Source organism: Candidatus Krumholzibacteriia bacterium, from assembly GCA_030748535.1.
GTDB lineage: Bacteria > Krumholzibacteriota > Krumholzibacteriia > JACNKJ01 > JACNKJ01 > JASMLU01.
Map to the genome: position 1 here is coordinate 1 of JASMLU010000013.1, position 14,023 is coordinate 14,023.

The window sequence follows — 14,023 nt, forward strand, 5'->3', positions numbered from 1 at the left end:
TTATAACATACTCCTCGGATGCCCGGAAGCCCTCTAGATTTGGTTCGCCCTGTCAGGCCGGATCTCGTCACTTGAGTCTAACCCTACAAGATCTAAAAGCAAGACGGTGGGTCACTTCATCCAGGCGCCCTTCAGGGATAGGAATATCAAAGCCACTCGCGTCACTTTGTGCCCAGGGGAACTCTCCGGCTCGATCCATGGTGTAGAATGCGTCCCGTGCCACCGTAAACACATTCAGCATTTAGGAACATCTACTACCAATGGCATTTTCGACGCACGAATCCGCGCACGAGTGCATTGGCTTCCAGCCAGAGTCGCAACGCTCACAGCTACTCAGTGGCAGCAGGAAACAAGGAAACAGGTCTCCCGGATCCACTACCTACCAGTCCATCTCCAGAAAGCGGGGAAACAGCAGCGCGCCACCTCCATCGTCGCGGGCGTTTTCCAGCACGGACTTCATGTCGAAGCCCCGCTCTGTGAGAGCATCAAAATCCGAGCGGAAGCAGGCATTGCCAATCTCCAGATCCATCTCGGGATGAAATTGGAAGCCCAGAAGCTTCCACCTGCGGTTGAGAAAGCCCTGCACCTCGCAGTCCTGGCTTCGGGCAATCACCTGCCAGTCCTCCGGCAAGTCACAGACCTCATCAAAGTGGCTCACAAAGGTGTAAAAAGAACTGGGGAGACCCTCAAAGAGCTCCTCATGATCAGGCAATGGCTCCACGGGATGCCAGCCGATTTCGGGCGTGGGCGATCGCCGCACATGGGAGTCGCCCAGGAGGGTGCGCACCAGAAACTGGTGCCCGTAGCAGATGCCCAGAATCGGAAGGCCCCGTTCCACGGCTTCACGGACCAATCCCATGACCGGCTTTACAAAGGGATGGTCATCGAGTACCGAGCAGGTGCTACCCGACAATATCAGATGGCTGTAAGGCGTGAGGTCCTCTGGAACAGGATCCCGCCAAACTTTCACGGCCTTGCAGCGACAGTCCTCCGGCAGCCATCTTGGACCCTGAAAGTCGGGAAGTTCGAGTCTCTGTTCGAGATCCAGGGAAAGCACATGTCGGGGTTTCGACCGGGGAGCCAAAAGCTCTTTCAGGCGACCCTGGAGTTCATCGCGGACCTGTCGAAAGTCATCGAGAGTCTTCGGGTCGGGAAGAGGCCAGAAGATCTGCTTCACATCGCCGGGAAAGTTCGGGCAGTTCTCTTCGGCGCAGAGCACGACCACTTTCGAGACAGGCTCGGCATCGAGACTATCCATCCGCTTTGCAAAGTGAGCGGAAATGTCGATGCCGATTTCCGACAGCACCTTTACTGCCAAAGGATTCACCCGGCTCGGCGAGGAGCCTGCAGAGGAGACCAGAATGCCATCGCCGGCCATCGTCCGCGCGAGGCCTTCTGCCATCTGACTACGCGCTGAATTGGCGACACAGAGAAAGAGAATGTGTTCCCTGTCACTCATGCCGGAAGCCCTTCCTCATCCTGAGAGCCACGCCCACCAGTCCGATCAACACCGGCACCTCCACGAGCGGGCCGACCACGGCGGCAAAGGCGGCCCCATGCCCAATTCCGAAGGTGGCCACAGCGACGGCGATCGCCAACTCGAAGTTATTGGAAGCTGCGGTAAAGGAAAGAGTGGTGGTCTGGGGGTAGTTCGCTCCGGCCTTTTTCCCAAACCAGAAGGAAAGAAAAAACATGATCAGGAAGTAGACCAGCAAGGGAATCGCCACGCGCAGCAGGTCAAGGGGGAGGGCGAGAATCTTGTCACCCTGGAGGGAGAACATGGCGACGATGGTAAATAGCAGGGCGATCAGGGTGATGGGAGAAATCATTGGAATAAAGCGACCGTGATACCACTCATCGCCCTTGATCCGTCGCAGGACAAGTCGCGTCAGCATTCCCGCCAGAAAGGGCACGCCAAGGTAAATAAACACGCTGCGTGCGATCTGTGCGATTGAGATATCCACCGCCACAGACTCCAGGCCAAAGCGCGGCAAAAGCACGCTCAAAAAGAGCCAGGCATAGATCGAGAAAAAGAAGACCTGAAAAATCGAGTTGAAGGCGACCAGCCCGGCGGCGTATTCGCGGTCGCCGTCGGCAAGATCGTTCCAGACGATGACCATGGCGATGCATCGCGCCAGACCGATAAGAACAAGCCCGGTGAGATACTCCGGCTTGTCTCTCAGGAAGAGCAGGGCCAGTCCAAACATGAGCAGGGGGCCGATCACCCAGTTGAGTAGCAGCGAGAGGCCAAGCACCCGCCCGTCCCGGAAGACGCGCCCCAGTTCTTCATAGCGAACGCGAGCCAGTGGCGGATACATCATGAGAATCAGCCCGACGGCAATCGGCAGCGAGGTCGTACCGACGCTCATGCGATCAAGAGCCGCGGGCAGTCCCGGTGCAAAGCGTCCGAGCAGGACTCCCAGGGCCATGGCGGCAAAGATCCAGAGCGTCAGAGTGCGATCCAGAAAGGCGAGTTTTCTGGTGGCTGGCATGGTTCTCCTTTCTCCACTTTTCCTATAGCGAGCCTGATTGCTTTGAGCAAGGCAAGATTGAGAGTGGGCGAGTTCCGTGCTATCTTCAGGGGTGCACCAGAATAACAGGAGCGTTATGAGCAATCCCTACCGCGACAGCCTGAAGGGTCTTGAGATCCCCGATCCCGTGGAGTCGTTTTTTGCTTTTTGCAAAGAGCGGGAAGCGATTCGCGAACGACGGGAGTCCGGGCAGTCGGCTCCCTGGACCCGGGATCCCATCTTTCAGCATGGGCGCTTTCTCAATGTCTTTCGCGAAGACGACCGGGGCACAAAGGCGGTCTACCGCTTTGTGGAGCCCGTGCAAAAAGAAGCCGGGCGCCTGATCCACGCACTGTTTTTCGCGCGATGGTGTAACAGGGACAAGACCCTGGATCTGATCGACCCCGATCTTCTCGATAGCGCGGAGGAACTTCGTTCGCTCCTGCAGACTCTTCCCCAGCCCTGGGCCTCAGAGGTATACCCGGTCGTGCCCGCGACCTGGGAGGGACGCGAGTATGAGCGTCTTGAGGCGGCCACCGACATGCTCTTTCGTGCGAAGGGATTTCTTCTGGAGAGCATTCAATCCGCAGAAGGCAATGTGATGGAGGCCACGAAGAGCATCAATCGGGAGTTCCGCATGAGCAATGACTTTCCCATCTTCATGGCACTCGTGGACCTTGCCCGTTTCGAGCCGGAACTCATTAGTCCGGAAAGTCCGGTTCCCACGGGAATCGGCGCGGAGCCGTTTTTGGACCTTTTGCAAGAGCACCTGTCCTGCGACTCCCATCAGAGTGTGGCCGAGAGGATGATCGAACTTCAGGGGAAGCTCTGGCCAGAGGCGAAACGCCGCTTCCTGCCAATCGACATCGAGTATCTTTCCTGTGAGTGCCGGAAGTATTACAGTTACCGGAACGGAACGAAGCGCTTCGAAGGCAAGAACCTCTTTGTCCCCGAAGGCTCGCACTCCTAGCTGGCGGTTCTTCCGTACTCTCTTCGCAAGAAGTCCCTTGATGAGTTGCACTTGTGAGTTTAATCTGCGAAACTAGGCAAACTGGCTGAGTTTGGAAAAAGTCCTCAAGGCCACGCCGACCATCTTTCGAAGGAATTAAAGAAACTCTGACCGAACCCGGGTAAAAAAAAACCGGGGAGATCCCCGGTAATGAACAAGTTCCAGATGCCTGTCACTAGTAGATCGACTTGACGCTACTCCAAGTTCCAGGCTGGACAGCGGTTGTTCCTGACAGTTCCACGTAGCCTCCCGTGGGATCAATCTGAATACTTCCGCAACCGCCGCACACAAGGTTGGTCTCGTAGTAGCGGAACTCATGGGTGCCGGGCGGGATCGTCGGAAAAGTGAAGCTGAAGCTGACGATGCCAGTGCCATGGGAAGGAAGAATCACCATGTATCCGATCACTTCCGGACCGATGGTGAACTCAAGCTCGACATAGCCATCGCCGCTGAGTGAGTTGTAGGGAATGTTCAAATAAACATCCGCTTGGCTGGCCGGAGCCGTCACCGTGCGATCCCCATAGACGGTATCTCCTTCATGCCACCAGTAATTTGCGCTGCTGATCTCCCAAGTGTCACTGTCAGTGGGAAAATCGATGGTCTCAGCGAGACAGGGCAAGGCTAAAACCAGAGTGGATGCGATGATCAAGAATCTCATATTTCCTCTCCTTATATTCGATTGGTACACAGTAACCTTAGGATACCAGAATCATGTCGGCATTATCAACATAATAATACTCCGTCGGCGTTTTAGGTTGACCTTTTCTGGGGCTACGGTTCAGCTTCTCCTCAACCCTCGCAATATCTTCATCTCGTCACTCACTTGGTAAAGGCCACCTACTCGGAGATCTGGTATCTTGCTCTCTGGTCAAGGGCTGGAACCGGTTCACAAGCCTCCTCATCTGACAAGACTGAGAAAGGCTTTGGGCTTCACCAGAGACATATTCTCTTGCCAGCACCGGGGGACTGCTCTAGGGTGCCGAAAATCCAATCCATGCAAGACAACCGACGACCGCGGGGAAAATGCTCGCCACGATCGCCCTTGAGACCGGTCTGACCTTCTCCGGCAGACTGTTTGGAGCGCCACAGGATGCGGCGGGGGAGATCGTTTTTCATACGGGGATGACCGGCTACCAGGAGATCCTCACCGACCCCAGCTATGCTGGTCAGATCGTTGTTTTCACCGCCTCCCACATCGGCAATTACGGAATCCACGAAGGGGATGACGAATCCCCGCGCATTCATCCTGCTGCGGTCATTGTGCGAGACTTCTGCCGCCGCAGTTTTCACCGGCAAAGTGAGAGAGGTCTCGATGACTTGCTCCGCCGCGCCGGAGTTCCCGCTCTCAGCGACGTGGACACCCGCGCACTGACCACCGAAATCCGGGAAAAGGGAAGTTGCCGTGCGCTGATCGCTCGCGGACAGCCCGAGGAACTTCTCGCCCGTGTGCGCAGCTTGCCCGGAATCTCCGATACTGACTGGGTGAGCCGGGTTACCTGCTCCGAGCCATGGATCATGGAAGCGCCTTCCGGCACCGTGAACCCCCTGGAGGTGGCTGTCCTGGATCTCGGGGTCAAGCGCAGCATTCTGGGAAGACTGGCTGAACGCGGTTGCAGGCTTCACGTCTTTCCCGCACACACACCAGCGGAAGAACTTCTGGGCTTCGACGGAGTGTTCCTGAGCAACGGCCCCGGCGACCCGGCAACTCTCCCGGAGATCACCGCAACAGCCAGCAGTTTGCTGGATGCTGACAAACCGGTCTTCGGCATCTGCCTCGGGCATCAGTTGTTGGCACGCGCCTTGGGCGCGGAAACCATCAAGCTGCCCTTCGGGCATCACGGGGCGAATCATCCGGTGCAGCGCGTCTGCGATGGTCGTATGGAAATCACGAGCCAGAACCACAACTACGCTGTGCCCCCAGAAAGCCTGCCCGAAGGCGTTCAGGTGACACACCTCAGTTTGAATGACGGAACGGTGGAGGGCATGGAAATTCCCGGTCGCCCGGTCTATTCCGTTCAGTATCACCCGGAAGCTGCTCCCGGCCCCAGTGACAGTCGTTATCTCTTCGACCGCTTCCGCGATGAGATGCGCGCCCGCAGAACCCTGAGTGCAAAGGCGGGTTGCTGATGCCTCGTCGCGAAGATCTTCAGAGCATTCTGGTTCTCGGTTCCGGTCCCATTGTGATTGGCCAGGCCGGGGAGTTTGACTACTCGGGCACGCAGGCCGTCAAAACCCTGCGTCGCGAAGGGATTCGGGTAATTCTCGTCAACAGCAATCCCGCCACGATCATGACCGATCCTGACCTGGCCGATGCGACCTATGTAGAACCCCTGACAAAAGAAATCCTTGCCAAAATCATCGCAAAGGAGAAGCCCGATGCTCTTTTGTCCACGGTGGGTGGGCAGACCGGGCTAAACCTGGCCATCGAACTGGAAGAGTCGGGAGTTCTGGCCCGCCACGAAGTAGAGCTGATCGGTGCCAGCGCCGCGAGCGTGCGCATTGCCGAGGACCGGCAACTCTTCAAGGCTGCGATGAAGAGGATCGGTCTTCAAGTTCCGAAGAGCCTGCTCTTAAGCTCGGAAGAGCAGGCCGAGTCTGCCATCCGGGAGCTCGGTTTTCCCGCCATCCTTCGCGCCAGCTTTACATTAGGAGGAAGCGGGAGCGGGATTGCGAATACCGAAACGGAGTTTCGGGGGATTCTGCGCGAAGGTCTTTCCCTTTCTCCCAGTGGAAGTGTCCTGGCCGAAGAGAGTGTTCTGGGCTGGAAGGAATACGAGCTGGAAGTGGTGCGGGATCGCGTCGGCAACGGCATTATCGTGTGCTCCATCGAGAACTTCGATGCCATGGGAGTGCACACCGGTGACAGCATTACCGTGGCTCCGGCGCAAACCCTGACGGACCGCGAGTACCAGAAACTGCGCGACGATGCTCTTGCCGTACTCGATGCCGTGGGAGTGGCCACGGGGGGAAGCAATGTCCAGTTCGCCGTGAACCCTGAAAACGGCGAGAGCGTGGTCATCGAAATGAACCCCCGCGTCAGTCGTTCCAGCGCCCTGGCCAGTAAGGCTACGGGCTACCCGATTGCGAAAATCGCCACGCTTCTGGCAATCGGATACACGCTCGATGAACTCCCCAACGAGATCACGGGCTGTAGTTCCGCCTGCTTTGAGCCGAGCATCGACTACACGGTTGTGAAAGTTCCCCGCTGGAGTTTTGAGAAGTTTCCCGGCACGGAGGACCGACTGGGAACCAGCATGCAGTCCGTCGGAGAAGTGATGAGCATGGGGCGCAGTTTCCGGGAGGCACTGCAGAAAGCTCTCCGGTCTCTGGAACTCGGCTTTGACGGCTGGGAGTCCACGGACAGCCATCGCAGCCCGGAGGAAATCCGCCGGGATCTGCTTCGCCCCAATCCGGGACGGCTCAGCGATCTGCACGAGGCACTGCGAAGAGGGTTCAGCGCGGAGGAGCTTCACCGCATCACCGGGATTGATCCCTGGTTTCTCGACAACCTGTCGCGCATCGTGGAAGTGGAGGGGCGTCTTCGAAGTTACTCGTTGACGGAACTTCCCCAGGAACTTCTTAGAGAGGCAAAGCGGGAGGGTTTCAGCGATCGACGCATCGGCTGGCTGTCCCGGGATCAGGCAAGCGCGGAACTGGTTCGGGAAAGAAGAAAGGAGCTGCACCTAAGCCCCGTGTTCCGGCGCGTGGACAGTTGTGCTGCCGAGTTTCCTGCGACCACTCCCTACCTCTATTCGACCTGGGAAGACGGGCCCTGCGAAAGTCGGCCCGACTCGTCCCGCAAAATCCTGGTTCTGGGCGGCGGTCCCTATCGCATCGGACAGGGAATCGAGTTCGACACCTGTTGTTGCCATGCGGTCGATGCGATTCGTGAGTCGGGGCGTGAAGCCATTCTCGTCAACTGCAATCCGGAAACGGTGAGCACGGATTACGATCTCTCGGATCGTCTCTACTTCGAGCCATTATGCCTTGAGGAAATCCTGCACATCGTCGAGACAGAGAAGCCCGAGGGCGTGATTACCAGCATGGGAGGACAGACTCCCCTGAATCTGGCTCGCCCCCTTGAAGAGGCCGGGGTTCCGGTTCTGGGAAGCAGCCCCGATACCATCGACCGCGCAGAAGACCGCGACCGCTTCAATGAACTGCTCGAAAAGCTGGGGATTGCGGCCCCCGCCTGGGGGAGTGCCCGAAGTCTGGAGGAAGCAAAGAGTGTAGCCTCACGGATCGGCTATCCCGTGATGATTCGCCCAAGCTATGTGCTTGGGGGGCGTGCGATGAAGCGTGCCTATGATGAAGCCGAGTTGAGCCGCTTCTTTGATGAAGCCGCGCGGATCTCGCTGGATCATCCGGTTCTGGTTGACCAGTTTCTGGAAGACGCCGTGGAGTTCGATCTTGATGCAGTGAGTGACGGCAAGAGAGTGCTTCTGGGGGGAATCCTGCAACACATCGAAGAGGCCGGAATCCACAGCGGGGACAGCTTTGCCGTCTATCCTCCCTATCGAGTCACCCCGATGGAAATTGACATCATGCAGGATGCCGCCACGCGCATCGCACGGGAACTGGAAGTGGTGGGACTGATGAACATCCAGTTTGCAATCTGGAAGGGTGAGGTGCATGTGCTGGAGGTCAATCCCCGCGCCAGCCGCACGGTTCCCTTCCTGGAAAAGGCAAGGGGTCTTCCTCTCGCCGCGATTGCTACGCGATGTATGCTGGGGGAGACTCTTTTGTCCCAGGGTCTGCGGGAAGCTCCAAAGCCGGACAGGTATTTCGTGAAGGGTCCGGTCTTTCCTTTCCGGCGTTTTCCCGAGAGCGATCGTCTTCTCGGCCCGGAAATGAAAAGTACGGGAGAGGTAATGGGAATCGGCAAGAGCTTTGGCGAAGCCTTCGCTCGCGCCCAGTTGGCAACAGGCCAGGCACTGCCGCAATCCGGCACCGTATTCCTCAGCGTCAACGACCGGGACAAACCGGCCCTGCTTCCGGTCGCAGAGGATCTTCGCAAGCTGGGTTTCGCACTTCTTGCGACCCGGGGAACGGCGAAATTCCTGAGCGACCGGGACATCGTTTGCAAGAGCATTGCCAAGGTCGGGGAGGCGCGGCCCCATGTCGCAGACCGGATCATGGAAGGCGGCGTTCAGATGGTAGTAAACACGCCGCTGGGAAAAGCCAGTCGCTATGACGAAAAAGCAATCCGCCGGGCGGCCACCCGAATGGACATTCCCTGTATCACCACGCTCTCCGGAGCCCGCGCTGCGGTCGATGGCATTCTCGCCCTTCGCGATGGCCTGGATACGGTGTGCTCGCTTCAGGAACTCGCCCCGTCCTGATTTCTGCCATCCGGTAAGTCCATGAATATCCTTGACTTCGCCTCTACTTCGGCTATAATGCAGTCAGAGTGAATTATAGCCGGAAGGTGTTTATGTATCGATCAAGATCTCTAGAGGCTTACCTGTCCAGCGTTGCGGCCCAGTTTCCTGTGATGATGGTCACGGGAGCGCGGCAGGTCGGTAAGACAACCTTACTGCAGAGCTTGAGTGATCAGGATCGCAAGTATGTCACCCTGGACGATCCCATGGCACTCGCTTTGGCTCGCGAGGATCCCGCACTCTTTTTCCAGCGTTTTTCTGGCCCTGTATTGATCGACGAGATTCAATATGCGCCGGGTTTATTGCCGTACATAAAAATGGCTGTCGACCGGAACCAAACCCCCGGCCAGTTTTGGCTTACAGGCTCCCAACAGTTTCATCTTATGAAATCGGTCTCTGAATCTCTGGCCGGCCGGGTTGGCATTGTGCGACTCCTCGGGTTTTCGCGTCGCGAGATGGAGGAGGGTGAACTGGGACTTCCTCCCTTTCTTCCGACACAAGATACACTGGGTCTCTATTCTCACGAAACAACGCCACTATCTCTCGGGGAGCTCTATCGCCTGATTTGGCGAGGTTCCTTTCCCGCGCTTGCGTGTAATGAAAAGCTCGATAGGGATCTCTATTACAGCTCCTATGTACAGACTTACTTGCAGCGTGATATTCGGGATCTGGCCAGAGTGGGAGATGAGATGGCCTTTCTTCGCTTTGTGAAAGCAACGGCCGCAAGAAGCGCACAATTACTGAACCTGGCAGCTCTGGCCCGCGATGCAGATATCGCCCCCAACACAGCGAAATCGTGGCTCTCGATCCTGGAAGCCTCAGGCTTGGTGTATTTGCTTCAGCCATACCACAACAATGTGACAAAGAGACTCGTCAAGGCCTCCAAACTCTATTTTCTGGACACCGGACTTTGTGCTTGGCTAACAGGGTGGACAAGCCCGGAGACACTGGAATCCGGGGCCGCATCGGGACCGATCCTGGAAACCTGGATTCTAGGAGAACTCCTGAAGTCCTGGTGGCACCAGGGCAGGCAGGCACCCTTTTACTACTACCGGGATCGGGACAAAAAAGAGATCGACCTGTTGATACTTCAGGACGGCACGATCTACCCCCTGGAGTTCAAACGAACAGCCTCTCCGTCGAAAGACGCCGTTCGAAACATCTCATTGTTGGACAAACTGAAGATCCCTGTTGGTCCCGGTGGCCTTGTTTGTCTTTGTCAGCAATCAATGCCATTAGGGGCAAGAGCGGTTTCCATCCCTCTTGGATGGATCTAGAAAATGCCCCGCCTATTGCGCCCTTGAGTCCGTCCCGCTATTTTCACGCGGAACCCATCGGGAGGAAAGCATGGCAGACTCAAAGCAGATCATCCAAAAAGACGAGACCTATGGCGCCCACAACTACCATCCTCTTCCGGTGGTGATTTCCGAAGCAGAAGGCGTGAGGGTAAAGGACCCCGAAGGTCGCTCCTACATGGATTTTCTCTCCGCCTATAGCGCCGTAAATCAGGGGCACCGCCACCCGAAGATCATTGCGGCCCTGAAAGATCAGGCGGACCGGATCACCCTGACCAGCCGCGCCTTCCACAACGACCGGATGGGCGACTTCCTCCGCATGCTCTGTGACTACACGGGCTACGAGATGGCTCTTCCCATGAACACGGGCGCGGAGGCCGTGGAGACGGCCATCAAGCTGGCCCGTCGCTGGGGCGTGGAGAAGAAGGGCATCGAAAACGGGAAACAGGAGATCATCGTCTGTGAGGAGAACTTCCACGGCCGGACGACCACGATCGTTTCTTTCAGCACCGATCCGGACGCAAGGGTGAACTACGGTCCCTACACGCCGGGCTTCAAGATTATCCCTTACAACGACACGAAGGCTCTGGAGGATGCGATCACTTCCAACACCGTGGCTTTCCTCGTGGAACCCATCCAGGGCGAGGCGGGAGTCTATGTTCCCGACGAAGGCTATCTGAAGAATGTTCGCGAGATCTGCACGCGAGAAAATGTGCTGTTTATTGCCGATGAAGTGCAGACCGGTTTTGCAAGAACCGGGCGTCGCTTCGCCTGTGACCATGAAGAGGTTCGCGCGGATGTGATGACTCTCGGTAAGGCACTTGGTGGCGGGGTCTTTCCCGTGAGTGCGGTGGTCGCCGACAAGGCGATCATGGGCATTTTCACTCCAGGAACCCATGGTTCCACATTCGGCGGAAATCCCCTGGGCGCCGCCGTTGCGATGGCGGCTCTGGAAGTTCTTGAGGAAGAGAAGCTGGTTGAGCGGTCAGACCGGCTGGGAAAAAAGCTCCGCAAGGAACTGGCGACAATCAACTGCGAAAAAATCGTGGAAATACGCGGCAAGGGTCTTCTCAACGCGGTGGTCTTCGAGGATGGCTTTGAAGCCTGGAATACTTGTCTGGCGCTTCGCGATGCGGGGCTTCTTGCCAAGCAGACTCACGGCAATATCATTCGCTTCGCCCCTCCGCTGGTGATTACGGACGACGAACTGGATGAGGCCCTTGGCATCATCCGGAAGGTCTTCGAGGCTATCTAGTGCAGTCTTGCCCTGTTCCGTGACCCGCAAATCAAGCCTTTGCTTCTTTCCAGTTCGAAGTGCTATAATAGACAAGGCGTTTCAGGTCCACTTCCAATAAGCGGGGGTTCCCCATGCCCAGGTTTGTTTCACTTTCACTCTGTCTGGCCCTTCTTCTTCCCGCGACCCTTCCCGCCCACTACATGCACGGAGTGGGGGATGCCCTTGTGCTTATTGAGGCACCGGGAGAAGACGGCCCGGCCCTTCAGTCTGCCGGACTGTTTCTTTTGGTAGAATTACCCGATGGCTACCTTGCCTTTGTAGACCCCCACGAGTTCGACGGCCTTCGCGCCACCGGGCACTCCTTTGAGGTTCTTGTGGAGAACGACGACAAGACTCTCGAGTACCTGATCGCCTGGAAGCACGATGAGGAGGGGCACGATCATGGTGAGACGCATCCCTCGATCCACACGCTATACAATGGCGAGCACTACCGCATCCAGTCCGTGCCCGCCGACCTGCTGGAAGAGCAACCGAACTGCGTGCCCGATCTTCAGCGAGTGTATCGCCGTCCCCTGAGTTTTGTGCGGAGACCCTGGACTGACGATACTGCCGACAGGGAAGTTGTCGTGGACCCGGCTCTTGCGGACGCCCTTACCGAAATCACCCAGACTCCCCTTCAGCAACAGGTTCAGACGCTGCAGGATTTCGTTACCCGGCACTCCCAGTACAGCGGGGGCTTGCAGGCCAGTTACTGGATTCGTGACAAGTTTTTGGCCTACGGTTACACGGATGTCAGTCTGCATAACTACAATAGCTGGAATGACAATGTCGTCTGCGTGAAGCCGGGTGCCGTCTACCCCGATGAAGTGGTGGTCATTGGCGCCCACTACGACACGATCAACTACAGCGGGAACTCCTACGCGCCCGGAGCAGACGACAATGCCACGGGCTCAGTGGCCGTACTGGAAGCCGCCCGCGTTCTTTTCGACATCGAGTTTGAGCGCACGATCATTTTCATCTGCTTCAGCGGTGAAGAAGAGGGCCTCGTGGGAAGTGATGCCTGGGCCGGGGATGCCGCTTCAGCAGGCATGGATATTGTCGGCATGCTGAACCTGGACATGATCTGCTACCGTGCCGCCGGCGATTCGGAAGACCTGGATATTATCGACAACAGTGCCAGTGCGCCCATGTCCGAGTTCGCCTTTGATGTGGTTGCCGCCTATGTGCCGGAACTTGCCACGGTAGAAGGCTATCTCACTAGCGGTACCAGCGATCACGCGGCCTTCTGGTCCCACGGCTACCGCGCCATCTTCTTCTTTGAGGACAGCGGCAGCTACACTCCCTATCTTCACTCATCCAACGATGTGATCGGCGCCAGCGCCAACGACTTTCCCTTCATGTTGAAGAATGTGAAAGCGGCAACGGCCTTTATCGGCGCCTTCGCTCGTCCTTTCCATGTCTCGATTGCTCACAGCCCCGTGGGCAACAGCGAGGGTACTGGTCCCTTCGAGACTCTTGCGGAAATTCACTCGGTGGAACCGCTTGATCAGGCAGACCTGCACTACCGCGTGAACGGGGGAGCCTTCAACACGCTGTCGCTCACGCCTACGGGAGTTCCGGACGAATACTCTGCGACGATCCCGCCGATCAGCCCGCACTCGCAAGTGGAGTACTACCTGACAGCTTCCGATGTAGATGGCTATCAGGCTTCAAACCCCGACAATGCGCCGGGCGAACTGCATTCTTTCCGCACAGGCGTGAGTTTCGTCTTTGTCGAAGACGGGGAAATCGACCAGGGTTGGCAACTGGGTGTGGCCGGCGACAACGCCACAACGGGCCACTGGATTCGTGCAGACCCCGTGGGCACCAGCTATCAGCCCGAAGACGACCACTCTCCGGATCCGGGAACGATCTGCTTCGTAACCGGCAATGCGAATCCCGGGGACTCTCCCGGAACCAACGATGTGGACAATGGGCACACGACTCTGCTCTCGCCGGTCTTTGATCTCTCGGAAGCAAGCTGGGCGGGCCTGTCCTACTGGCGCTGGTACACGGACGAGACCAGCCACGACGATGACTTCTTTGTGGACATTTCCAATAACGGGGGAACGACCTGGCAGGTTCTGGAGATCGTTGACGACAGCGCCTACCCCTGGGTGAAGGCGGAGTTCGACGACCTGGCGAGCATCATTCCCCTGACTTCGGAAATGCGACTTCGATTCATCGCAGAAGACACGGGCTCGGGAAGTCTGGTGGAGGCCCTGATCGACGATCTTGAAGTGGTCGCTTTCAGCAACGATGCCACGCCCGCCGAGGACACTCCCGTCTTTGCGGCAAGCCTGTCAGCGCACCCGAACCCCTTCAACCCGAAGACCACTCTTCACTTTACCCTTCCTCGACGGGGAATGGTGGACTTGACGGTCTTTGATGCGAAGGGCGCAGAGGTGTCCCGACTGGTAAGCGGTGAATTGAATTCCGGCAGCCACGAGGCCCTCTTCAACGGTCAGGGCAAGGCGAGTGGAATCTACTTCGCCCGCCTGCGGCTTGATGGACGGGAAATGGCAACGACGAAGATCACCCTGTTGAAGTAA

Annotated in this window: 9 protein-coding genes; 6 read left to right on the plus strand and 3 right to left on the minus strand. The window is 57.4% G+C overall.

The window, feature by feature from the left end; all coding sequences use genetic code 11:
• Positions 1-379: 379 nt before the first annotated feature.
• A complete protein-coding gene (locus QGH30_08660) occupies positions 380-1,459 on the minus strand; it encodes a gamma-glutamyl-gamma-aminobutyrate hydrolase family protein (protein ID MDP7022409.1) in 1,080 nt (359 codons plus the stop codon).
• Positions 1,452-2,492, minus strand: a complete 1,041-nt coding sequence (gene arsB, locus QGH30_08665) for an ACR3 family arsenite efflux transporter (protein MDP7022410.1) — start codon at positions 2,490-2,492, stop codon at positions 1,452-1,454. Before arsB ends, QGH30_08660 begins: the two co-directional genes overlap by 8 nt.
• A 115-nt stretch (positions 2,493-2,607) precedes the next feature.
• On the opposite strand from arsB, the gene QGH30_08670 reads away from it, so the two are divergent.
• Positions 2,608-3,480 (plus strand): putative DNA base hypermodification protein, encoded by an 873-nt coding sequence (locus QGH30_08670; GenBank protein MDP7022411.1) that lies wholly within the window; start codon positions 2,608-2,610, stop codon positions 3,478-3,480.
• A 214-nt stretch (positions 3,481-3,694) separates the two neighbouring features.
• Here QGH30_08670 and QGH30_08675 read toward each other — a convergent pair whose 3' ends face one another.
• Positions 3,695-4,177: a hypothetical protein gene (locus tag QGH30_08675; GenBank protein ID MDP7022412.1), complete on the minus strand. Its 483-nt coding sequence runs from the start codon at positions 4,175-4,177 to the stop codon at positions 3,695-3,697.
• Between the two features lie 365 nt (positions 4,178-4,542).
• Here QGH30_08675 and carA point away from each other — a divergent pair, with 365 nt between their 5' ends.
• The 5 genes from carA (at position 4,543) to QGH30_08700 (ending at position 14,023) form a co-directional block, all read left to right on the plus strand.
• Entirely contained in the window at positions 4,543-5,646 is a 1,104-nt protein-coding gene (gene carA, locus QGH30_08680; protein MDP7022413.1) for a glutamine-hydrolyzing carbamoyl-phosphate synthase small subunit, read from the plus strand.
• Positions 5,646-8,861, plus strand: coding sequence for a carbamoyl-phosphate synthase large subunit (gene carB, locus QGH30_08685; protein ID MDP7022414.1), 3,216 nt, complete (start codon positions 5,646-5,648; stop codon positions 8,859-8,861). The genes carA and carB overlap by 1 nt, the downstream gene beginning before the upstream one ends.
• Before the next feature lie 92 nt (positions 8,862-8,953).
• On the plus strand, positions 8,954-10,177 hold the full coding sequence (locus tag QGH30_08690) for an ATP-binding protein (GenBank protein ID MDP7022415.1): 1,224 nt from the start codon (positions 8,954-8,956) through the stop codon (positions 10,175-10,177).
• 70 nt (positions 10,178-10,247) lie between these two features.
• Positions 10,248-11,450: an ornithine--oxo-acid transaminase gene (rocD, locus tag QGH30_08695; protein ID MDP7022416.1), complete on the plus strand. Its 1,203-nt coding sequence runs from the start codon at positions 10,248-10,250 to the stop codon at positions 11,448-11,450.
• 113 nt (positions 11,451-11,563) lie between these two features.
• Positions 11,564-14,023, plus strand: coding sequence for a M20/M25/M40 family metallo-hydrolase (locus QGH30_08700; protein ID MDP7022417.1), 2,460 nt, complete (start codon positions 11,564-11,566; stop codon positions 14,021-14,023).

Coding starts and splice junctions, on each gene's coding strand:
- QGH30_08670 (MDP7022411.1), top strand. CDS start 2,608: ATGAGCAATCCCTACCGCGACAGCCTGAAGGGTCTTGAGATCCCCGAT.
- arsB (MDP7022410.1), bottom strand. CDS start 2,492: ATGCCAGCCACCAGAAAACTCGCCTTTCTGGATCGCACTCTGACGCTC.
- carA (MDP7022413.1), top strand. CDS start 4,543: ATGCTCGCCACGATCGCCCTTGAGACCGGTCTGACCTTCTCCGGCAGA.
- QGH30_08690 (MDP7022415.1), top strand. CDS start 8,954: ATGTATCGATCAAGATCTCTAGAGGCTTACCTGTCCAGCGTTGCGGCC.
- carB (MDP7022414.1), top strand. CDS start 5,646: ATGCCTCGTCGCGAAGATCTTCAGAGCATTCTGGTTCTCGGTTCCGGT.
- rocD (MDP7022416.1), top strand. CDS start 10,248: ATGGCAGACTCAAAGCAGATCATCCAAAAAGACGAGACCTATGGCGCC.
- QGH30_08675 (MDP7022412.1), bottom strand. CDS start 4,177: ATGAGATTCTTGATCATCGCATCCACTCTGGTTTTAGCCTTGCCCTGT.
- QGH30_08660 (MDP7022409.1), bottom strand. CDS start 1,459: ATGAGTGACAGGGAACACATTCTCTTTCTCTGTGTCGCCAATTCAGCG.
- QGH30_08700 (MDP7022417.1), top strand. CDS start 11,564: ATGCCCAGGTTTGTTTCACTTTCACTCTGTCTGGCCCTTCTTCTTCCC.